The sequence below is a fragment of the Streptomyces sp. NBC_00250 genome (assembly GCF_036192275.1).
Classification (GTDB): domain Bacteria; phylum Actinomycetota; class Actinomycetes; order Streptomycetales; family Streptomycetaceae; genus Streptomyces.
This window is the reverse complement of record NZ_CP108088.1, coordinates 1-21984: the sequence shown is the minus strand read 5'-3', so window position 1 is coordinate 21984 and position 21984 is coordinate 1. Positions and strand designations below refer to the sequence as shown.

Below are 21984 nucleotides of genomic sequence, written 5' to 3'. Positions count from 1 at the left end.
AGTGAGCATTGCGAGGGTGACCCAGCGGGTCCAGGAGACGAGGTAGACGGCGACCTGGGAGTTCTCGATCCGCCCGGCCGTTCCGGTGTACTGGCGCTGGACCCCGACCGTGTGGGTGCCCTTCTTCACGTCGCCGGTCTCGTCGACGACCAGTACTGCTGCCTCGTCGTGGAGGTGCTCGATGACGTATTCGCGCACGTCGTCGCGGACGGCGTCGGCATCCCAGGAGGCCCGGCACAGCAGATGTTGCATGCCGTGCGGACTGGCCTCCCCGGCCCACTCCGCGATCGTCCAGCAGTTTTTGCGCGGCAGGTCCGACAGCAGTCCGAGCACCGGCCGCCCGACCCGGCGCCGGGGCTCAACACGAGCGAACCGGCCCGCGATGCGGCTTATCAGGCCCTCGAATGCTTCCTGCCAGCGGGCAGGGTCCACGCCGTGACTTACGGCCACCACCTGATCTTCTGTCTTCACGCAACGATGATCAACGGTGGCCGTACCCGTTCCCGCAGCGACCCCGCCAGCAAGATCATGATTTGGCGAGTCTGCCGTGGCAGGTGAGTGCTTCCGCCCCGTTCCCCGAAGGCACCGCCAACCGCGCTGTGGATGCCGTTGACAGCAGGGCTCGGCCAGTCGCTTTACCCGTAGTTCATGAACCAGTGAGTATCGAAAAAGCGGGCCATCGTGAACGGGTGATGCGGATCGATGAGGATGCGGCAGACGAACTCAGCGGCTTGGCAGTCGAAGGCGACATCCTCACCGTCGAAGGACCGGACCACGACAGGCCAACGGTCGGGGTCGCCGCCGTCGGCCCTCCAGCAATACAGGTTCTCGTGCTCCGTGCCTGCCCAGATGAGCAGGCCGTCCTCCCTGAGACTCGTCCACGGCTCCTGGTTCAGGTCCAGGAATCCGTCGAAGGCGCCCTTGCCGAACGTCTGGACCATGCGCTTGTAGTCGCTCGGCAGCGCGGTGCCCAGGCGGGACTCCATCTCCACCCAATCCATCTCCGGCCGCTGGTCAGACTGTGTCCAGCCGGTGATCAGCCTGAGCCGCTCCATCCAGTCGATGTCCTCGTCCTCGTCCGGAGCGACCCCCAAGGGTTTGGGCACCTCTCTGGGAGCGATTACCAGCACCGACCGCTCGGTCCCCTCTGCGTCCCGCGCCGTCCCCGTGCCAACCCACTGATCCCCGTACGCCCACGCCCGTAGCATCACGGCTCGGTCCTCGAAGGGGATGATGAGAGCCGCCCCCCTGGAATCGTCGACCGTCGGATCGGTGAAGCCATCGAGGATGAGGGTGCGCGGGGCGCCATACCTGCCTTCGAGTAGGTCGGTCAGGTCCTGCAGGTCCAGATCGCCGGGCAGGTACATGTAGCTGTTCCCGGGGCCGAGTCGGGCCAGCAGATCGTTGACGTCCGCTTGCGTGAGCTCCATGGCGGACAGTGAAGCGCACCGCACTGACAATGCGGCCCATCAGGCCTTCGAATGTTTCCTGCCAGCGGGCAGGGTCCACGCCGTGACCTGCGGCCACCACCTGATCTTCTGTCTTCACGCAACGATGATCAACGGTGGCCGTGCGCGTTCCCGCAGCGGCCCAGCCAGCAAGATCACGATCTACAGCTGGAGTACTAGCGTGGGGTTGCCGTAGTTGGCCCGTTCCCGGTAGAGGGAATCGGCACTCTCCCGGTCCCCAGCCTCCTCCTGCAGGCGGGCCAAGGCGCATAGATCGTAGGTGACGCCCTGGGCAGCGGCTCCCCGGCAGAGTGCTTCGGCGTACTCCCGACCCCCTCCCCTCTCCCACATCTGTAGTAGGGAGCTGAAGAGGAAGTGGTGGCCCTGAGTGGCAACTTCAAGGCTGAGGGCTTCAGTGCCCTCTCGGTCCCCAGCCTCCTTCCGTATTCGCGCCAGCTCGTGCAGGGCGGAGGTGTCGCTCACCATCAAGGTCGGGAAGAACGCGGGCAAGTCGCCCTCGGTCGCCTCGCTCTACCGGGCGCACGCTGAAGCCGAAGAGGCCGCGGCGGACGATGACCTGCCGCTGTGGCGGCCCAAGCCCGTCCGCATCCGCCGGCCAGAAGACCCGCTCACCCCCGAGGAGATCGAGCTCCGCGAACGCCTCCAGGCCCAGCCCCACCCGAGTCGACGTGGATGCCGAGGAGGAATCCGGCCACGGCGTGCCCGGCCTCGTGGATCGCGACCTCAGCGGTGCGGTTGCGGAGGTCGAGGCCCTCTCCGTGGATGGATGGCGCAGCACAGGCGCCGCTGCGGGGGCCGGTGGAAGTACGGGCCGTGCTCGCCCCAGTAGTAGGGCGGCTGGTCGAGGAAGGCCGCGGGGCCCGGGGTCGTCGAAGTCAAGAGGGATGAGGGTACGACTCGGCGGGGTGATCGTCGGATCGCGCGATCGACCGACAAGCAGATGACTCGACCCTTCGGGTGGACGTCCCCACTTGCCTTCGAGCTCCTGGGCCAAGCGGACGAGTTCGCCCAGGACGCCGCTGGCAATCGGGCTCGCGACGAGCACGCCGGGCGATCGGTGCCAACTCCCGCTCCCGCTCTGTGCCGGGCCGGGCCGGGCCGGGTGAGAATCCCCGCCGCCGGGCCCGGACCGTGCGGCGCAACGGCCGCGACCCACTCGGGCTCGGCGCGGCCATTAGCCTAACGAGGCAGGAGGCCGCCGCGTTTACGGCATGCTCACCTTGAACCGCGTTCTCGATGGGGACGCGTCTACGTGGAAATTACTCCCTGATCAGTGACGGAGCCTTCGTGTCTCTCATCACCGAGTACAGCACCAGTGCCCGGCCGGACCGTGGGCTCGTGGAGGTCTACGACTCGGACGCCTACCTCGGCAGCGACGCGGCGTTCTACCGGTCAAGGACCCAGGTAGTCGCCGGAGACGGCTATCACCTCTACCTCCAATGCCTCCAACCCGGCATCGTGGTACAGGTCGTCATCAGGGTGTGGGACACCCCCCAGAAGCCCCCGGAAGACGCCGAGGGCACGGTCCCGGTCTCTCTGGAATCAGAGACGGGCCAGCTCGTCGTCAATCAGCTCTCCTTCGGGCCGGCGGGCACGATGGACTTGCCCCGACCCGGCGTCTACGACGGGCACGCGGCATGGAGCGGGCGCGAAGCCACGGCTGCCTACTACAACACGTGTACCCAGCGCGGTGCCGAGGAGCAATGGGACGATCAACAGATAGGAGCAGCGTGGAGACAGTGCCCCACGGCTGAGCAGTACACCCTCGACCTCTGGTTCGTACGGGAATCCGAACCAGAGGTCGAGTGGGACGAATAGCCTGCGCCCACCAGCGCATCGAGCGCCTTCTCCAGTTCCCCCTCCGCGCCCGCGGCCGCGTCCGGACCAGGGATCGGCGACGGCAGGGGTTCGGGTCGCGGTGGGGGCCCGCCGCAACCTCGCCGCCATCGCCTTCCCCGACATCGAGGACGGCCAGGAGGACGAGGTGCCGATACCGCTCGAGGATGTCCGAGCCACCCGCCGGAAGCGCCAGTCGGGAAGGCACGCTGGGCGTCGGCTTCAACGACGTCACGCAGGTCCTCGTCGTCGGGGGGCAAGCCGAGCGCGGCTGGTCCTCAGCCCCCGCCCGCTGGCCCGGGGGGTGAACTGGGCGGTCGCGCAGGACCTTGACCACCAGCAGCCCCGGCCGCCCTGTCCCTGTCCCGGTCCAGGGTGCCTTGTTCCCCGCGTGACCGCCCTCGCCGGTAGCACTCTCAATCCCTCATCCTGTCGGATCAGGAGGTGCCCTCGGGGGCGAGCTTTCAGGGCGTCCAGCTCGCCTCACTCACCTGCGGCGGTCACGGGCAGCCCGGACCGTTCGGGTTGACGTTGCAGCTCACCTGCCAATTGCTCCAGGAGCCGTTGGTGTAGCGCACCCGGAACCAGTAGTTGTCGTCGCTGCCGATGGCCGCGATTGTGAAGTTGTAGGGGTTGTCCTGCAGATGAGCGATTTCGATCCCGCTCTTCACCCACCCGCCCATGGATACCCAGCCGTTCCAGGAGCCGTCGGTGTGGGTCCAGTTCGTCCACACCGCATGATCGGAGCCGACGACGAACTCTTCCTTCGTCCCGTCGGGGAATTTCGTGGTCGAGATGCCGTACTCGCAGAAGAACTTCTGGCTCTTGTTCGTGCAGTAGGTCGCCGCCTGCGCCGGCGCCGCGGCGACACCGACCCCGGCGAAGGCGGCCAGGGCCGCAACTGCCGCGAGGGCACTCTTGAATCTGCGCATATCCATGTTCCTTTGCATAGTGGCGTGGTCGAGCCGGGGAAGAGGGTGAGCCAACGCCTCGACGCCCCCGGCATGTCAATATCCTCGACCTCTCCTCTAACGCCACGCTGTCGATTCGCTTACGTCCGCGCGGGACGAGTTCTCGGAGCCCTGGTGGTGGGCATGCGCCGGGAGGTGGAGGTCGCGCGCCAGATGGGCCGCGAGCAGCACGTCCGCCCCGGCCCCGTTCACCTACCGGCGTCTGGACGCGGTCGTGGTCGGCATGTCGACAGCGCACGCAAGCTGCCCAGCGCCGCCAGGCCTGGGCCAGGGCGCGGCTTGTCGTGCTGGTCGGGGAGTGGCGGGTACGGATGACCGAGGAGATGGGCGACACCAACCCGCCGGTGACGCCCATGATTGCCAGAGGCGACCAGTTGGTCGTCCCGCAGGCTTCGAAGGTGACGTACGGCACCGCCTACTTCAACGCGGGCGGCAGCCGATGGAGGGACTGCTGGGCGACCTGTCACTCTCCCAGGCCCCGGCGAAGGAGTTCCCGCCCGTGCTGGACGCCTCGGCCGGCTCCTGGACGTGGTCGGAGGCCGCGTCGGCCTCGCAGACCGGGAAGAGCGGTGATGCCCCGGGGCGCCGGCCGACAGTGTCCCCGCGGCCGCGCGGCGTTGTGACCGGCATGGGACTGGTGGAGACGGCGGGGCCTGGCATCGAGAAGCAGGCCGACCAGGTGGCGGAGGGGGCGTGCGAGCTCGCGGACGCCGCGGCCGGTACCCGGCTGGCAGCACGTCATGAAGAGTGCGGACCACGCGCACAAGGAACGACCCGAGAACCTCGGAGTAGCACCGTGGACCAGCCCGGTGCGGCCCCGCGCGCGGGAGCGGTCCACGGTGATCGGCTGCGGAGTCTGCGGGTGCGGTGGCACGCTGAGTTGGGACGAAAGGTGGGGGTTCGTACGGGGTGACAGGCGGCAGATTCAGACGGCGGTACTGGGCAGCGCGGACTCCGAGGAGCCGCTGATGCTCCCGCTGGAAGCGATCGAGCGGGATGCCTTCCGCCGGCGGCACGAGCACTACGCGTTCTGGTGAGGGCTGCTACTCGGAGGCTGCGGGGTGCGGCTGACCACGAAGCTTTACACCGATCGGGTGTGGACAGTGCCGACTTCGCCCGGCCGGACGGCGTGGCGATCGGATCGGTGGTCGACATCCGGTTGAAGACCCGTGGGCTGCGCGTGCACCCGGACCAGGCAGTAGCGCCCGTGTGGGACGAGGACGGCGTAGAGCCGGTGCTCGGAGCGCCCCGTGCCCGTGCCGCCGCCCGCGGCGTCCACTCAGCCGCTCCCCGTGTGCTGCGGGGCTCCGACGTCGCCTCCGCCGTGCTCGCGCACCGCGATCCGGGCCAGTTTCGTCAGCATCATGCCGTTTCGGATCCGGACGGCATAGTCCATGGGGAGTCCGTGCATCCGGGTGCCGGGGCCCCGCAGGGCGTGCCAGTCCAGGACGAAGAGCGTGTTCTCGCCCCAGGGGATCAGGTTCATGGCGATGCGGGCCGCGCCGAAGGGATCCGCCTTCGCCTCCAGCTCCAGACGGCGCTGCGGTTCGCAGATACGGACGACGCAGCTGTCGTCGAGGGTCAGAGGGCCGAGGCCGACCCGGACCCGCAGCCGGGCGCCCACGTCCGGCCAGTGCAGATCGGCCTCGAGGACCTGTTGGGTGCCGGTCACCCATTCCCCGTAGCGGTGGCCGTCGGCCAGCAGGCTCCAGACCTCGGACGGCGAGCTGAGGACCAGACGGCGGTTCCGGGCCACACCGACCACGCTCCTTCTCCAGGGCAGGCACGACACGCCTCACCGGTTGCTCGGCGTGCTCATCGACCGTAGCCGCGAGGTGCGCAGCACGCACCCGCAGCGGATCCGCCTCACCGGGGTGGCTCTGGTGCCGGTGAGGTCGGGTCGGGTCGCGGGACGGTCGGGCCCTTGCGACAGGACAGGAGTGAACAACTGTGGCGGTGCGGTCCGACAGGAGGAGGGACAGACAGATGAGGGCCTGGATGATGCGGGGTTCGCCCGGATCCGAAAGGGGCGCAGGTAGGGCTTGAGGCCTTGTCTTTCATATGCGTCGTTCCGTCCGCCGTGGGCTGAGGGCGTCTGCGGTCAGTGCGGCATCCGGCTCAGCCGGCCCAGGGCCGTCAGGCTCGGCATGAAGAAGTACTCGCCGCCGCGGGTGACGACGAAGGTGGGCAGGCCTGTCACGCGGCGGCGGATCGGGCGTTCCGCTTCGGATGCCGCCGGGCTTCGCCGCAGAACTGCTGATCTTCATCGAGGGCAGTTTCAGGCCCGATCCGACAGACACATCAGGGCGAAAGCCCTGTCGACTTCCGGTCAGGCACCGGGTGATCGAGATGGGCGAGCGCGGGTTCGATTCCCGCCATCCGCTCCAATGCAAAAGCCCCAGGTCAGCGACCTGGGGCTTTCCATTGCTTGGATCCCTCAGGTTCAGGTGCCCCTGGTCGGGGCTACTCGCCGCGTGGGCGCCAGGTAGACGCCTGGCGGATGGATACCAGCGCACCCCACACCCAGCCTGCGGCACCGATGAGAACGGACGCCGCAATGCACACAAAGAGGAGATCCCCCGAGATGTACGAAGCACCGGATTCGGTGGTGGGGTATGCAAGCCACGCGCCGATGACGGAGCCCACGACGCCAGCCAGGGCCAGGGGTACGAGAACGCTGTGGGCGGCTGTGAACCAGTAGACGCGCGGGCTGCCAGTCAGGGTCGTCACGGGTGCGAGTGCGCGGCCGTTGCGGAGGAACTCCGCCAAGCCGGCGAAGCCTGAAGCCGCCGCCAGCATGGCGATACCGGCGAGGCCGAAGAGAGTGAGCCAGTTTCCCTGGAGTTGGTTCACTTTGGCACCGGTGAGCCATTCGCCGCCGATCGTGTCGACTTCGGCCCCCATGGGGAACGTCCGGTACGCCTGGTGCTTGATCTGCGGTACTGAGAGATCTTCCGAGCTGCGGGACACGAGAACGGTCTGGGTGATTCCTCTCCCATCGTTCAGCGATGTCACCGGGTCGGTCTGTTCGACGCGCACCACATGCCGGCTCCCGTTGTTCCAGCCGAAGAGTTCACGCAGGCGCGGATCCGCGGGCGGCCCCGACAGGGTCGACCGCTTGGGTGAGCATGCCAGCTTGAGGCTCTGGAGCGCGGGGCACTGCCCCCTGATCGTCAGTCGGTTCACCTCAGGGTTGGCGGTCAGCGAAAGAACCGCCGTATTGGCGGGGAGCGAGCGGAAGAACGCCGTCACCTGGCGGGTCGTGGCGGCTCGCGGCTCAATGACGAGGGCCGAGGACCCGATGCGGTCGGCCGTCGCCTGCGCGGCGATGGCGACCGCGCCGTTATGGCCCTGCCAGGCAGCCACCTGGAGGAGCAGCCCGATGGCGACCACCACTCCGGCGGTCATACGGGCCAGGGGGCCGGGGTGGGTCGCCGCGCGGCGGCCAGCGATGAGAAGTCCCGGTCGGCCGAAGCGGCGTCCCAGTCCGGCCAGTTGCTTTCCCAGTGCACCGGTGGCGACGGCGATGGCGGCGGGGAGCGTGGCCAGGGTGCCGGCCGCGCCGACCCAATTGGTCATGACGTGGGCGGTAGTGCCCGGAGTGAAGAGGTCCGGTCCACGGACGGCGATCAGGAGGAGAATCGGGCATGCCACGGCCCACTTCGCAGGAGACCGGCGTGCCCCTCTGATCCGGTTGCCGGTCGCGCGCTTTCGCCCGGTCGCGTCCGACAACACCACGGTCGCCAGTACCAGCGCCGCAGTCGCGAGGACCGCCGGCAGGAACGCCCACCACCAGCCGCGCAGGTCGGAAGCGACCAAGACGTGTCCGGCCCAGGGCAAGCGGATGTCGACGGCCGATGCGACGGCGACCGCGACCAGCGTGAGCAGGGTTCCCGCCGTGGTGGGCCCGAGGGCTTCACCCAGGACAATCACGGCTCGGCGTCGTGGTGTGGCACCGAGCACCGCGACCAGAGCGGTACGCCGGTCCCGGGCGTGAGAGCCGGTCCGCGCCGCCACCGTGAGCAGTACCGTGGCCGGCAGGACGAGGAGCAACCCGGTCAGGACCAGGAACGTCCACTCGGGTTTCGCGTTGTCCGACTGTCCCACTGTGTAGAACGTGGGGCCGGCAGCCGGTCCGTAGCCTGTGATCGGCCGGACGGTCCCTCCCTGAGCCGGACTGAGCGGCACGACGTAGGCGAAGAGCTCGTCGGGCGACTGCAGCCCCTGGTTGCCGATCGTGCCCACCATGCGGCCGTACCGGGTCGTGATGTCCTCGGCCCCAGGGTGATCCCTCAGCGCCGGCGAGAGCACGGCCTCGCCGGGCTCGGGCCAGCTGGACACCCCGGGGGGCAGCGGAGCGTCCTCGGACAGCCGGGTGAGGAAGACGACCGGGTAGGGGGCGCCGCCGGGTACCGAGTCGCCGGCGACGCTCCAGGCGGCAAGGGCTGTACTGCCCGGCACGTCCTCCTGAAATACCGGAGTACGCGTCTCTCCGCGCGACGCTTGCCCTCTGTAGGTGGCATGCGTGGCGAGCACCGACGCCACCGCCAGGGCCAGCATCGACGTGGCCAGGAGCAGGGCGACGAATCGTACGCGTCCCCCTTCGGTACGGCGGCCCGCCGCCGCACCGACGGCGATCAGCTGTCGGGTCAGGCTGTGCTGTGTCATCGGCCCGTCGCCTGCCCTTCGGGGGCTGGGGCCAGAACTCCTCCGGTCAGGACCATGACGCGGTCGGCGCGACGCGCCACCGCCGGATCGTGGGTCACCAGGAGCAGGCCGCAGCCGTACCGCCGCGGCATGTCGAACAAGGTGTCAGCCACCTTCTCCCTGGCCGCCTCGTCAAGAGCACCGGTCGGCTCGTCCCCGAGAAGCAGCGTCGGCGAGTTGATCACCGCACGTGCCACCGCGGCCCGCTGCCGCTCACCGCCGGACAGCTCCTCGCTGGACTCCGCGAGCGGCACTCCCAGCTGCGCCAGCAGCTCCTCCGCCCGTCCGTACGCGTCCTTGCGCCCCATCCCCGCCAGCAGCGCCGCGAGGGCGACGTTGTCCGTGGGAGAGAGCTCCGGCAGGAGTTCGCCAAACTGGAAGATCATACCGATGTGTTCGGCACGGTGCCGGGCCAGGGCCGCGCCCCGCAGACCGGCCATGTCCACCCCGCCCACTTCGACCGCCCCGCCGGAAGGCTGGACCAGCCCCAGAGCGCAGGACAGCAACGTGGACTTGCCCGAACCGCTAGGCCCCATTACGGCGACGGACTCCCCGACCGCGACTTCGAGGTCCAGCGAAACGAACAAGGACCGCCCGGGGACCTCGTACGACAGCCCCCTGATGGACAGCACCGTCTCAACCACAGCGTCCTGCTTCCCACAAGCCTTGCCGTATTGACTCATTCCTGTGCGAGACGGGGTGGCGCGCAAACCGCGCCCGGCAGCAGTTGCCGTCCAGGGAGGCCGTGGCGAGTGCCGACAGCGCATCCGGAAGCGGACCGCGTGCTCCGACCGAACAGCGGTGTCCGTCGGCGCAGGAGACGGAGGTGAGCCTCCGCGAGAGTCCGGGTCCCGACGGCCCCTGGTCCAGGGCGCCCCAAAGCCCCGTTGTCCGGCGGACGGTTCCGCACCGGACGCGACAGAAGCTACGTGGCGGTCACGGAGTCGTCGAGGCGAATTGATCAGACCTTGTCAGGTCCGTTTTCTTTGGATTGTCACGAACGTGATCAATGGAGAGGGGGATGGTGGCGGAGGTGATCGAGAGGGGGTTTAGGCCGCCTGCCTCATGTTTCAGGGGTGTTGCGGGGCGGCGAGATCGTCCGGAGGCGGGGTGAATGGGCGTGGGATGGATCACACACCTCAAGTGGCCTCGCGTAATTCTCGCTTGACTATCCCTCGGGATGTGCCCAGTCTCTTCTCCCGCAAGGACTTGAAGCGGGAAGGCGTGCCCATTCCGCTGCTGTTGTCGACTGTTCCTCGGGGGGGCCGAGGTGACTCGATGGAGGAATTCTGATCGGCGTCCGATTGCCATCCCCCTGTGTCGTGCGGTCGACGCGGGGCTCTGAGGGCCCCGTGCTTTTCGACGTGAGCCAGTTCCGACCTTGGAGAAACACATGCAGTTCAAGAACGTGATTCGTTCCTACGGCGCCCGGGTGGCCGTCGGTGCCGCGGCGGTCGGCCTTCTGACGGCCGGAATCGCGGGCCCGGCCGTCGGGCAGGAGTCGACCGGGCGTTCCGTCGTCGCGGCCCCCGCGGCGAAGGACGCGCGGCAGATCGGCACCGGCCCGCTCGCCACGGTCGGCGGCGTGGCCGTCTCCGCCACGGCCGACAGCGCCACGCGCGAGATCGCCCAGGCCTCTCCGGCGGCCGTCACGGCCACGGCGAACCTGTGTGGCACCGGCTACTACCTGATTCACGCGGAACAGGTGCCGACCCCTGAACAGCGGCTGGGGACGGTCTTCATGTACCGGAAGAACGTCGCTCCCTGGAACGCCTGCGCGATGTTCGACAACAACACGGCCAGCGCCAAGTGGATGAAGCTCAAGATCTGCCCGAACACCGTCGGCGCCACCTGCGACGTGGACGAGGGCCTCTTCAGCCAGTACGCGGGCCCCGTCCGCGTGACGGACGGCTGGTGCGCCCAGACCACTGCGCTCATGAAGACCAGCAGCGGCGCCAGCACCTACCTGGTCAACCGCACGTTCCGTCCTTCCTGTAACTGACCGGAGAAAGGCGGCGGCATTCCGGGGAATTCCCGGTGTGACGCCTCAATTCGCCCGACGGTACCGGGTCCACGCTTCGGCGCGGGCCCGGTCTCGTGCGTCCGCCTGCGATCGGGAGCGTTCGAGGGGTGCCGCACCCGACCCGATGTGCATGTCCTTATGTAAGAGCTTGATGGGCGAATAGGTGAAAGGGGCGGCATGAGTGACAGCCCGGCAGGCCGGCTGCAGGCGCTCTTCGAGGGGCGCCGGCTGACACCGACGCAGCGGCGGATCGCGCACTGCATGGTGCGGCGCTCCGGTGACGTGCCGTTCCTGTCCAGCGTCGAGCTCGCCGAGCTCGCCGGGGTCAGCCAGCCGTCCGTCACCCGCTTCGCCGTCGCCCCCGGCTTCGCCGGGTACCCGGCGAAGCCGGCTTCCCGTACACACGCTGCAACTACCCGCGCCCGGCCTACGAGCCGCCCGGACGGCCCACTGCGCCCGGGGCAGTCCACGAGGTGTATCGCGCCGTCGGCCAAGGCAACGGCCAGGTCAGGGGAGTGGGTGACGACCCTCCCCTGTTCCTCTCACGCGAACTGGATTTGAGGGTTCAGGCAGAGGTCCTGCGGAGGCTTGCCTGTGTATGCGTTGCCACGGTCTGCCAGATGGGTCTGGTGGCCGCTTTGTCGGGCTGGGTCGGATGCCACCCAGTGCACCGGAACTATAGTTGTCGTGACAGCCATTGTTAACTATAGTTGTCGTATGACGTCGATTGAAGGTACCCCCGAAGAGCGGGCTGAGCTGGGTAAGGCCCTGACCGATGCCCTCACCCCGATTGCGGCGGCCATTCGCTCCCGCCAGTCAGGGTTGTCCACGGCCCGCATGTGGGAAGCGGACCCGGTTGATGTGACTCTGTCCGTCCTGGCTGCCTGGAAGGTGGTGGATACGGAGGTCAAGCAGCTGACGGCGACCGCAGCGGCGACAGCCGGCTCCTACGGCGCGAGCTATGAGCAGATGGGGGCGGTCTGGGGCATGACCCGTCAGGGTGCGCGCAAGAAGTGGCCCGACGCGGTTCCCCGCCCCGCGGCCAGGGCGGCGCAGACGGGCGGGGTGCTCGAACTTTTCGGTGGCACCGCCGAACTGGTGCAGGACCCGTCGTCCGGCGGCTGGGCCTGGGAGAGCGTAGGCGCGGACGAAACGCGCGGTGCCGCTGAGGCCGGCACCTGGTACGCGACGAAGGAAGAGGCCGCCGCTCATGCCGGGGCCTTCCTGCGGGAGCACGCCACTCCCTTCTCGTAGTGCTTCAGTGTGGTTTCACCCGGCTCGTCACCGAGCCGGGTGAAAGGAATCAGGTACTCAGCGATCGCCGGGGGCGAGCAGGCTGGTGACCTCGGCGAGCGCGGCCGCACCGGGCGTGAAGTACTTCCGGGCGGCGTGACGGACTTGTGCCGCGACTTCGCCATGAACAGCAGCAGGAGGGGCGGCAGCTCGGCAGCTCAGTGGATCTGCGCAGAGTTCAGAGCGCGCGAGCGTTCGGCCTGCTATGACCACTCCCACCACGCAGGTCGCTACCTCCGACACCACGAAGATGGAGGAAAAGCAGCCCGTAAAGCCGACCGCCCACTTCGCCGGAAGTCACGCGGATATCATCGAAGCCCTGAATTTCGCTGAATTCGGAATTGCCCCGAAGGCACAGCCGCCCGCGCAGCGCGGTGTGCTGATCGAGACCGGCCGGAACCGGATCACCTTCAGCGCCTACGACTTCGAGACCGCCGTCTCGGTCACGGTCCCGGCCACGACGCCGCTCGCGAAGGGCTCCTCGCTCGTCGACTTCCCCGAGCTGAAGAAGACGCTCGCGGCCATGGTCGCCGGTGAGACCAAAGCCGACGCGACCGGGACCTGCGTGTCGCTCGCCGGAGACCTGCTGGCCACCGAGCAGCTCACAGTGCCCGTCACCACGCACGACATCCACGAGTACACGCAGCCGCTGGGCGCCGTGCCCGCCATGGCCACCATGGACGCGCAGGCCTTCCTCCGACAGCTCAACCGCGTACTGCCCGCGGCGGGGCGCGACGACACGCTGCCCGTGCTCACCGGTATCCAGATCACGCTGGACGGCGAGACGCTCACCATGGCGGCCACGGACCGCTACCGCTTCGCCGTCGCGGAAGTCCCCGTCCCCGTCCCCGTCACCGTCGCCGTGCAGCCGTCACAGGAGCCGCTGAACGCGCTCATCCCGGCCGCCACCCTCTCCGCCCTGGCCAAGCGGCTGAAGACCCACGATGGAGCCGTGGGCATCGGCATCCTCGAAGCCGGCCAAGCCGAAGGACAGCCCGGGACCGACCGGTCCACTCCGCGCGCCACGCTGTCGCTGGGCTCCGTCACCGTCACCATGCGCTCGCTGGTCGGCGGCCTCCCCAGGTACCAGTCGCTCTTCCCCAAGACGTGCGAGACGTCGGTCCAGCTCGACCGCGCCACGACCGAACGAGCAGTGAAGAAGTGCCAGGCCATCCTGACCGCCAAGGGTCTCAAGTCCGTCCCCGTGATGTTCGCCTGGGACGCCGACGGCAACCTCACACTCGCCCCGCGCATGGACACGACCGAAGAAGCGGCCCGCACCAAGGGCATGCCCATCCCGACGACCGTCACCCACGGCACCGGCGAAGGCCTGCGCGGAGGCATCGCCGCCTTCAACCCAGCCTTCCTCCTGGACACGCTCGGCACGTTCACCACCGACACCATCACACTGCACCTGGGTGAGATGAAGGACGGACGGCTCAGCAAGCCCGGACTCTTCACCGAGGGGCCCGAGATGGCTGGGCAGGGCTACAAGCACCTGTTGATGCACGTCCGCCTGGCATGAACGAGCAGCAGCCCGCGGGGGCGGGACCAGCCGTCCCGCCCCCACACCCGCCGACGACTTGTCGGCCTCGGCAACGGCACGACGCGCGGTGACAGCCGCCTCGCGTTCGCAGTGATGTCAGGGCAGCGCAGGGCCGCCACCGCCTCGGGCGGCGGCCCTGTCAGCCTTCGCCCGCCGGCTCCTAGTCTTGGGGGATCTCCCCGTCCATGGACTCCAGAAGGTGGTCCTGGCAGTTGGGGCGCCCCTCCAAGGGCGACAGCCCGGCGGCCTCGCCCGCGTGCCAGATCACCTCGACCATGATCCCGGCTGCCTCCATCCACTCCTCGTCGCCGCAGAATCGCACTGCGGCAGCGCGGGCCATCGCCCGGGCAGCCTTCCGCGCCGCCACGGCGGTTGAAGTGTCAGGGCCACTGAGACCGACTGCGGTCTCATAGGCGAACGGGGCGCTGCCCCTGGGAGCGGTGCACCTGAGGGAGCGTCATTTCCGGCTGTCAGACACCAAGGCGTACGCCGTCTCGCACGAGCCAGTCCCTCGCAATCGAACATCGAGGTAACGCTCCGCGACGGCTCCCAAAGATCTGTGCCAGAACCCGTCACTCATCGACAAGTGCTCTCGAACCTAGGTTCTGGCACACATTCCGGATGCTGTTGGTGATCTTGCCGGGGCCTGCTGGCACGGAGCTGAGGCGCTCTGTGCCAGCTGCTTGCCTTGTGCCAATGAGCGAGGCAACTCGGGCCTTCGGCTGTTCTGGTGGAACGGCAGGCAGGGTTCTACGCTCGTGGGGCGAACGGGCGGGCGGTCGAGCCGTGAGGTATCCCCGCGTGGGGAGACGAGGGGGAGTGCTTCGTGACGAGGGCAGCGTTTCAATTTCCTACATTGCAGTCGGACGATCCGGACAGTCTTGGGGGCTTTCAGCTGGTGGCGCGGCTGGGCGAGGGCGGTATGGGGCAGGTGTTTCTCGCTCTTTCCCCCGGTGGGCAGCCAACGGCTTTGAAGGTGATCCGTCACGAGTTCGCCGGAGACGCGGAGTTCGGACAGCGATTCGCGCGCGAGGTGGGCGCCGCACAGAAGGTGCGCGGTGCCCACCTCGCGCCGTTGCTGGACGCCGACCCCCAGGCCGAGCGGCCATGGCTGGCCACGACGTACGTGGCCGGGCCCTCCCTGCGGGACCTGGTGGCCGATCACGGTCCGCTGCCGACCGAGCAGGTGATGCTGCTGGCCTGGGGCATCGCCCACGCCCTCGCCGACATCCACGCCGCGAACGTGGTGCACCGGGACCTCAAGCCCGGGAACATCATGCTGGACGAGAGCGGTCCGAAGGTCATCGACTTCGGCATCGTCAAATCTCTGACCCAGTCGGTGACCTACCGGAGCCATTCCACCCGGATCGGCACCCCGCTGTACATGTCGCCCGAGCAGGCTTCGGGCCGCGCCGTCGGCGCGGCCTCCGACATCTTCGCGCTCGGTTCCACCCTGTACTTCCTCGCCGCCGGCCGTGAGGCGTTCGCCGCGGAGAACGAGTGGGCCGTTGCCCACCGCGTCGTCGCCGACGACCCGGACGTGTCCCTCTTCACTCCACCTCTGCGCCAACTGATCGCCGCCTGCCTACACAAGGACCCCGGCCAACGCCCGACACCGTTACGTGTGCGGGAGTGGTGCGAGGAAGAGCTGGGTAACGCACTCGGCCCGGGCGCCTGGATGGGGATCACCGGTGCCCGCGCGGCTATCCAGGCGCGCACCAGCGCTTTGCGCGCCCTCGCTGTCGACGGCTCGGAAGCGCCAGACGCCGCCTTTCGTAATCAGCCCGATTCCCCGTACATGACGGGTGGCGATGAAGGCGGTGGGACGACGGAGGCCGGGCCTGACACCTCATCGGCTCCCGCCGCGTTGCCGGGTACGCAGATACTGCCGCAGCAGGTGCCGAACCCGATCGGGCCCCCATCGGTGGGTGAAGTGATCGGCACCCATGTGGCAGAGATCCTCGTGGCAGCGGGAGCGCTCGTCTACGCGAGCTTCAGGCCGCTCTTTTCGGAGACATGGAAGAAGGAGCCCTCCGGCACTCAAGTGGCACACGTAGTCGAGCGCTTCAACTGGCAGCACCCTTGGGAAGCGATTCCCAGCGGCATCCCCGGAGTGGAGACGAGCTGGCAGGCGATACCCACCGGGATCATCGGTACAGCGGCCGGCCTCGCCCTGGCACTCCTGTTCCTGCTGAGGCTGGCCGGCAGCCAAGACCTGAAGAAGTTCGGCCTGGCGGCAGGCGTGATCTGTACCGGCTGGATCATCATCGTGACGCTTCTTGGTCTGTGGGTGCTCGCGATGACGTTTGGCCTTGAGCCCTCGGATGACGCCAACCCGGGATACACGATTCGCACCGTGCTCCTGCCTGGAGGGTGGATGCTACTTCTCGCAAACGGCCTGATGGCTGACGCGCTCCGACGCACGCACGGATACCTCGCAGGGCGGGCAGCAGGCAGTCCCTGACGCCCGGATCCGTCCCTCGCCAAGGTGGGTCAGATCGGAGCTGCAGTACCCCGCAGGTCCCAGCCGCCCGCCGCTACCACCGCGACGACCCGAGGCGCTGCATACGAGTCGCAGCGCGGCGCGGGAAGTACAGGCGGCTATCCCACGTCGACCGGACATACCTGCGGCTCGCGACCTACCGGGCCGCAACGCCACGCTGATCGAGTCGGCCCGAACGGGTTTGTCGCCGTGTACTGGCGGCCGGGCGGGCAAGACCGTCCCCGTCCCACGCCCTTCCGGTCGAAGCCGGCGGTCATGCGGCCTCACAGTGGAGGAACTGCGCGGGTCAGGGGGCCGAGGTCGCCGCAGAGGGCGGCGTGCAGCGCGGCTGCCAGTTCGCGCGCCCGTGGCTCGCCGCCGACGCCGTGCAGCACGAAGTAGACCGGGCCCGGCTGGCCGATGGTTGTCGTGGGGCGGCCGGCGCAGCCGCTCCGGCTCCGGGTGTCGCTGGTCCTCAGGCCTGACCGGCCTGGCCACCACTTGTCCCGGCAGCTCCCGGTCCGCATCCAGGTGGCACGAGACGGTTCGTCTTGTTATGGTCGGAGGTATGGGTTCGCACTACGACTTCCGCTGATTCAGGGCGCCACGCCCGAGCAGACCGCACTCCGATGAGCTGCGGCGGCCCGGCGTTCCTTCCGCTCCCCAGTTCGAACCAACCCAGGGAAACGAATCATGCACGCACGCGCCCAGCTGGCGATGAAAGACGTCTCCAAGGCCTTCGGTGACCGCTCCGTCCTGGACCAGGTCACCCTCACAATCCGCCCCGGCGAACGGGCGGGGGTGATCGGCGAGAACGGCTCCGGCAAGTCCACCTTCCTGCGCCTGCTCGCCGGCCTGCAGCAGCCCGACACCGGCGAGCTCACCGTCGCCTTCCCCGGCGGCACCGGCCACCTAGCCCAGACCCTCGACCTCGACCCCGCCCTCACCGTCCAGGACGCCATCGACGAGGCGCTCGCCGACCTGCGCGAACTGGAGCGGCTCCTGCGGGAGGCCGAAGCGAATCTGACCGACGCGGCAGCCCTCGACGCGTATGGGGAGCTGCTCACCGCGTTCGAGGAACGCGGCGGCTACGAGGCCGACGCGCGCGTGACGGCCGCGATGTACGGGCTGGACCTGAGGCACCTCACCACCGACCGGGTGCTCGGCACCCTGTCGGGCGGGGAACGTTCCCGCCTCGCGCTGGCCTGCGTGCTGGCCGCGCAACCTGAGCTGCTGCTGCTGGACGAGCCGACCAACCACCTCGACCGCGACGCCGTCGACTGGCTGGCCGGGCAGCTGCGCGCCCACCGCGGCACCCTCGTCGCAGTCACTCACGACCGCGACTTCCTCGAGCGGGTGACCAACGTGATCCTGGAGGTCGACCGCGACACCCGCTCGATCACCCGGTACGGCGACGGCTGGTCCGGCTACCGCACCGCCAAGGCCGCCGCCCGGGCGCGCTGGGAGCAGCGCCACCAGGAGTGGCTGACCGAGCTGGCTCAGACGGAGAAGCTCGTCGCTTCCACGGGCGAGCGGCTGGCCGTGAGCGGCAAGGACCCGCGGGAGGGCTTCGGCAAGCACCGCCGTTCCCACGAGGCCAAGCTCGGCGGTCAGGTGCGCGCGGCCCGTCAGCAGCTGTGGAAGCTTCAGCAGTCGCCCGTACCCGCCCCGCCGAAGCCGCTGCGCTTCACCGCGGCCCTGAAGACCGCAGGCCCCCAGGCCGAGCCCGCTCTGCTGGCCGGTGTCACCGTCGGAGGCCGACTTCATATCGAGGACCTGGCCGTCGCTCCGGGCGGGCGACTACTGGTCACCGGCCCCAACGGGGCGGGCAAGACCACCCTGCTGCGCGTACTGGCCGGTGACCTGGAGCCCGGCACCGGCAGCGCGAGGCTCCCGGCCCGCATCGGCTACCTGCCGCAGGAGCTGCCCGCCGCGCCCAGCCGGCGCCCCCTGCTCGATGCCTTCGCGGCCGGCCGGCCCGGCCCGGCCGAGGAGTACGCCGAGGAGCTGCTGGCCCTCGGTCTCTTCCACGAGGAAGACCTGGCACTGCCCGTGGTCGCGCTCTCCGTGGGGCAGCAACGGCGCCTGGCACTGGCCCGGCTGGTGACACGCCCGGTGGACCTTCTGGTCCTGGACGAGCCGACCAACCACGTGGCGCTGTCCCTGGTCGAGGAACTGGAGCAGGCCCTGGCCCACTACCCGGGTACCGTCGTCGCGGTCTCGCACGACCCCGGCTTCCGCGCCGGATTCGGCGGGGAAGAACTGCGCCTGCAGGCAGGCCGGATCCAGTAATACCGCGATGCCCGCCGCCGCGCGACAGCCTCTACACGCTGGACACCTGCTGAACCTCGACGTCGGGTTGAAGTCGGAGACGGTCGCGACAGCCGAGGGCGTGCTGCCGCACACGCCGCCGACGTACCGCCGGCTGTCCTCGCGGCTGGCACAGGCCCAGCGGGAGGCCGCTTCCCCGACCTGATCGACACCATCCGCGAAGTCCACGTCCCACCGGCCGGGCCGGACGCCGGCGCGTTCGCCGCCGAGATGCCCGACTGGTTCCGCCTGGACCACACCACGGGCCAGAAGCAGGCCGTGTACGTCGCAGCCGAGAAGGACACCCTCCGCCAGCAGCTGACCGGCTGGCTCGAGTTCGCGGGCAGCCCGGTGCTCGTGGTCCGCGGCTTCAGTACGCCGACGACGTCCGCCACTGCGTCGCCCACGAGCAACGCAAAGCCCGTCTACTCGTGGTCGGCGACTTCGACTGCTCCGGCGAGGACATCGAGCGGGACTGGGTGGAGCGCACCGGCTGCTGGAGCTCGGTGACCGGGTGCTGCTCACCTACGAGCAGATGCGCGCGTACGGGCTTCCAGCGACCGAGGGCCAGCGCGGTGACCCGAGGTGGCCGGCCTTCGCCCGCCGCTACGGCTTCGACACCGAGCGCCGCGGTCCGCCGTGGGCTGGTCGCCGGGGCCCAGCGTTGTGTGGTGAGCAGGGCCGGGTTCGAGGTGTATCCGGCGGAGAAGTGGTGTTTCTCTGTATGGCTGGGCGCCGGCCTTCGTACAGTGGTGGGGGCCTTTCATGTCGATGGGCTTTCGCCAACGGGGGGTCCGTCTTGCGTACACGTCTTGCCGCTGCCGCCGCCACGCTTGCCTTCAGCGCTGGCACGCTCGCTGCCGCACCCGCCGCCAGCGCGGTCGTCCCGGACAGTCAGTTCGACGTCTACTACGGGGAGACGTACACCTGGGGCACCATCAAGTGGTACAACCGTTCGGTTGTGGTGGAGGGGACGCACAAGTCGGTCAGCCCGGCGGGCTGTCGTGGTACCACGGTCTACACCCTGGACAGTCAGGGTCGGCAACTGAGGGTGGACTGGAGCAGGTACGCGGTGTGCGGTGGCAGTGCCCGATTCACGATGACCGTCCCCGCGGACGTTCCCGGCGGAGCGGCGTTCGTGCGGGTCTGCCTCGACAACGGCCGCACCGACCCCCCGGTCACGGCCCTCGCCTGCAAGCGCTACGGACGCCCCTGACGGGCAGGGCACCAGCGGCGCCCGGAGCGCCGCTGACGGCGATGGCCCGCCAGTCCCGTTCCGGGGTTGGCGGGCCCCGCCATTGTCGGGCCCAACTCGCCTGCACCGTCTGGGACGGTACGGCCGGGACACGGACTCTCATGAACGTTCAGTTGATGGTCGGCCGTGGGTTGACGTCACGACGTCACGACGTCATCTGGCCCTGATCCGGGAGCTCGGCTCAGCGGAGACGCCCACGTGGGGTCGTGGCGGGATCTTCTCGTGAGGTGGGCCAGCAGGTGCTCTGCCGCGATGGAGGCAGTGTCTTGCGGCGCGCCGACTGCGGTCAGGGCGGCGGTAAGCCTTGCCGATGCGGTTTCCGGCACGTCCGGGTCGGTGAGGAGGGGTAGCAGTAGCAGGAAGCGGGTGGCCGTGTCCTGGACGCCTTCGGCCGCAAGGGACGGGCTGTCAGCGATCCGGATGAGGTCGTGCCATGTCAGCCCAGTGCCTGAGAAGTCTCCGTCCCAGCTGGCGATCTGCTCGACGTAGCTTCTGCCTGGATGGGTGAGGAGGTAGTCGGTGCCGTAGTCGCCATCCAAGTTGCGGTAGATCACCACGCATCCGGGGCCGTCATGTGCCGGCACCCTGAACACTGGCCAGCGTTCAGGATCGAAGAGGACCTCGGACAGGACGTCGGCATCGGCGCCGTCCTCACCGAACCACTCCGGAACCGGGCGCTCGGCACACCCCCCGTCGCTACACATCGCCAAGAGGTAGTTCGACCAGAAGCCCGGGTGGACCAGCAGTGACTCGCCCGGCACCAATGGGCCTACGTCATATCCCTTGATCAGCACCCCTCGATCCTGTCACCAGCCTCTGACACAGCCCGATCCGGGATCGGCAAGGGGGTACCGCCCAGTTACGGGACAGCCCAAGGACCTGGTGTTGTGCAGTTCGGGTGAGCGGGTTTTTGGCTGGGTGGTTCACTGAGTCTGTGCAGGTTTGGAATGCCCCGGTGGTCTGACCTGTGGGTTTCTGGCTTTGGGCGTGCCTGCGCAGGTTGGTTGAGTACACCGCAAGTTCAGCGATCCCCGGTACGTGGTGGCGGTTACGGCGATGGCGCCATGCCTGCTGGCTGGGGAGCCCGCTCTGCGAGGTGGGCCTCACCGCGGCATGCCCCTGGGCCAGTTTCAATCTGGAGAACAGAATGAAACATCACTGCGAGGGGTGGACTGGCATGATCGGGTGATGCCTATCACTATCGAGTTCTTCGTGGCACCGGATGATGAGGTGGCTACTCAGGTCGGGCCGCGGCAGCGCCGGCATGGGTTTCCCGCGTTCGCGTGCGCGGATTTCTACCCCGACGATGCGGTGGCGGACTGGGAGGTCCTGCTAGTAGGGGGTGTGGCTACAGACTCGCGTGATGTGGTGCCGATGAAGAATGACGGCTTCACGGTGTTCGAGCTCCCTTCTCGCCTGTGCTCCGCTCTGGTGCAGGCGAGCAATAAACGGCTGGTTGAGGTTGCGGGTGCATGGGCTGAGCTTGCCGCAGTCAAGGATGAGGGTGTGCGAGCCGAGACAGCGGCCGGGATCCTGATGGGGCTGGCGGATCTGGCCCGCAGGGCAGAGGGCTTTCGTCAGCCTCTGTACTGCTGGTATTTCGCACCCTGACCGGGAGCCGCGATACGGCAGACACCCCCACCCTGCTGCTGGCCAGGCCCGCGAAGCGGGCTTCAGTCCTGGAGGCGGAGCCGGAAGGACCAGGGCGGGGGAGCGCAGCGGACCCGCGCAACAGGCCATAGGCCCGGACCCCGTGAAACGGGGTCACCCAGGCTCGCGAAGCGAGCCGTTCGGGTGGAGCGAAGCGAAACCCGAACCCGTCCGGCCCGAAGGGCCGGCCCCGGCCCGGCGAAGCCGGGCCCGCCAGCGCAGCGAGGCGGTTCGCTGGCACATTGCGCAGCAATGTGGTCCCGCCCTAAACACGCCCCCTCTTTGAGGCTCGCGCAGCGAGCCTTCCCCACCCGCAACCCGGACCGCGCAGCGGGCCGGCCCCCCTCAGTCCCCGGAGCGCAGCGGAGGGGACCACCCCGCTACGCGGGGTGCGGTGAGCGCAGCGAACCGCTGCGCTTGCTTAGCGCGCAGCGCTAAGGGA

16 protein-coding genes and 2 pseudogenes are annotated in these 21984 nt (G+C 68.8%); 10 read left to right on the top strand and 8 right to left on the bottom strand.

The features are described 5' to 3' along the window. Positions 1–39 precede the first annotated feature (39 nt). Both OG259_RS00090 and OG259_RS00085 read right to left on the bottom strand, forming a co-directional pair. Positions 40–432 (bottom strand): annotated as a pseudogene (locus OG259_RS00090) (IS701 family transposase); the annotation flags it as partial. 203 nt (positions 433–635) lie between these two features. Continuing rightward, entirely contained in the window at positions 636–1430 is a 795-nt protein-coding gene (locus tag OG259_RS00085; RefSeq protein ID WP_328940259.1) for a hypothetical protein, read from the bottom strand. 1326 nt (positions 1431–2756) lie between these two features. Here OG259_RS00085 and OG259_RS00080 point away from each other — a divergent pair. Continuing rightward, the gene (locus tag OG259_RS00080) at positions 2757–3287 is read left to right on the top strand and encodes a hypothetical protein (RefSeq protein ID WP_328940258.1); all 531 of its coding nucleotides are present in this window, start codon (positions 2757–2759) and stop codon (positions 3285–3287) included. A gap of 518 nt (positions 3288–3805) precedes the next feature. Here the strand turns inward: OG259_RS00080 and OG259_RS00075 are convergent. Next, positions 3806–4237, bottom strand: coding sequence for a hypothetical protein (locus OG259_RS00075; protein ID WP_328940257.1), 432 nt, complete (start codon positions 4235–4237; stop codon positions 3806–3808). A gap of 779 nt (positions 4238–5016) precedes the next feature. Here OG259_RS00075 and OG259_RS00070 point away from each other — a divergent pair. After that, positions 5017–5313 (top strand): hypothetical protein, encoded by a 297-nt coding sequence (locus OG259_RS00070; RefSeq protein ID WP_328940256.1) that lies wholly within the window; start codon positions 5017–5019, stop codon positions 5311–5313. A gap of 242 nt (positions 5314–5555) precedes the next feature. On the opposite strand, the gene OG259_RS00065 is transcribed toward OG259_RS00070, so the two are convergent. From OG259_RS00065 to OG259_RS00055, 3 genes are all read right to left on the bottom strand, one after another. Beyond that, positions 5556–6032: an SRPBCC family protein gene (locus OG259_RS00065; RefSeq protein WP_328940255.1), complete on the bottom strand. Its 477-nt coding sequence runs from the start codon at positions 6030–6032 to the stop codon at positions 5556–5558. Between the two features lie 707 nt (positions 6033–6739). Beyond that, positions 6740–8944 (bottom strand): ABC transporter permease, encoded by a 2205-nt coding sequence (locus tag OG259_RS00060; RefSeq protein ID WP_328940254.1) that lies wholly within the window; start codon positions 8942–8944, stop codon positions 6740–6742. Continuing rightward, positions 8941–9627: an ABC transporter ATP-binding protein gene (locus OG259_RS00055; RefSeq protein ID WP_328940253.1), complete on the bottom strand. Its 687-nt coding sequence runs from the start codon at positions 9625–9627 to the stop codon at positions 8941–8943. The genes OG259_RS00060 and OG259_RS00055 overlap by 4 nt, the downstream gene beginning before the upstream one ends. Before the next feature lie 749 nt (positions 9628–10376). Here OG259_RS00055 and OG259_RS00050 point away from each other — a divergent pair. From OG259_RS00050 to OG259_RS00035, 4 genes and pseudogenes are all read left to right on the top strand, one after another. After that, on the top strand, positions 10377–10985 hold the full coding sequence (locus OG259_RS00050; RefSeq protein ID WP_328940252.1) for a hypothetical protein: 609 nt from the start codon (positions 10377–10379) through the stop codon (positions 10983–10985). A gap of 198 nt (positions 10986–11183) precedes the next feature. Beyond that, positions 11184–11390: pseudogene (locus OG259_RS00045) on the top strand (MurR/RpiR family transcriptional regulator); the annotation flags it as partial. Between the two features lie 333 nt (positions 11391–11723). Next, positions 11724–12260, top strand: a complete 537-nt coding sequence (locus OG259_RS00040) for a hypothetical protein (protein WP_328940251.1) — start codon at positions 11724–11726, stop codon at positions 12258–12260. 415 nt (positions 12261–12675) lie between these two features. Further along, complete coding sequence (locus tag OG259_RS00035; RefSeq protein ID WP_328940250.1) at positions 12676–13824, top strand: DNA polymerase III subunit beta; 1149 nt, start codon at positions 12676–12678, stop codon at positions 13822–13824. Between the two features lie 181 nt (positions 13825–14005). Here the strand turns inward: OG259_RS00035 and OG259_RS00030 are convergent, their stop codons facing one another. Further along, positions 14006–14185 (bottom strand): hypothetical protein, encoded by a 180-nt coding sequence (locus tag OG259_RS00030; RefSeq protein WP_328940249.1) that lies wholly within the window; start codon positions 14183–14185, stop codon positions 14006–14008. A 486-nt stretch (positions 14186–14671) separates the two neighbouring features. On the opposite strand from OG259_RS00030, the gene OG259_RS00025 reads away from it, so the two are divergent. The 3 genes from OG259_RS00025 (at position 14672) to OG259_RS00015 (ending at position 19853) form a co-directional block, all read left to right on the top strand. After that, complete coding sequence (locus OG259_RS00025) at positions 14672–16309, top strand: serine/threonine-protein kinase (RefSeq protein ID WP_328940248.1); 1638 nt, start codon at positions 14672–14674, stop codon at positions 16307–16309. A 711-nt stretch (positions 16310–17020) separates the two neighbouring features. Further along, positions 17021–18619 (top strand): ribosomal protection-like ABC-F family protein, encoded by a 1599-nt coding sequence (abc-f, locus tag OG259_RS00020; RefSeq protein ID WP_328940247.1) that lies wholly within the window; start codon positions 17021–17023, stop codon positions 18617–18619. A gap of 817 nt (positions 18620–19436) precedes the next feature. Then, complete coding sequence (locus tag OG259_RS00015; RefSeq protein ID WP_328940246.1) at positions 19437–19853, top strand: hypothetical protein; 417 nt, start codon at positions 19437–19439, stop codon at positions 19851–19853. A gap of 176 nt (positions 19854–20029) precedes the next feature. Here the strand turns inward: OG259_RS00015 and OG259_RS00010 are convergent, their stop codons facing one another. Next, positions 20030–20686, bottom strand: coding sequence for a hypothetical protein (locus OG259_RS00010; protein ID WP_328940245.1), 657 nt, complete (start codon positions 20684–20686; stop codon positions 20030–20032). Between the two features lie 394 nt (positions 20687–21080). Between OG259_RS00010 and OG259_RS00005 the strand changes: the two genes are divergently transcribed. Then, positions 21081–21503: a hypothetical protein gene (locus OG259_RS00005; protein ID WP_328940244.1), complete on the top strand. Its 423-nt coding sequence runs from the start codon at positions 21081–21083 to the stop codon at positions 21501–21503. Positions 21504–21984: the final 481 nt, after the last annotated feature.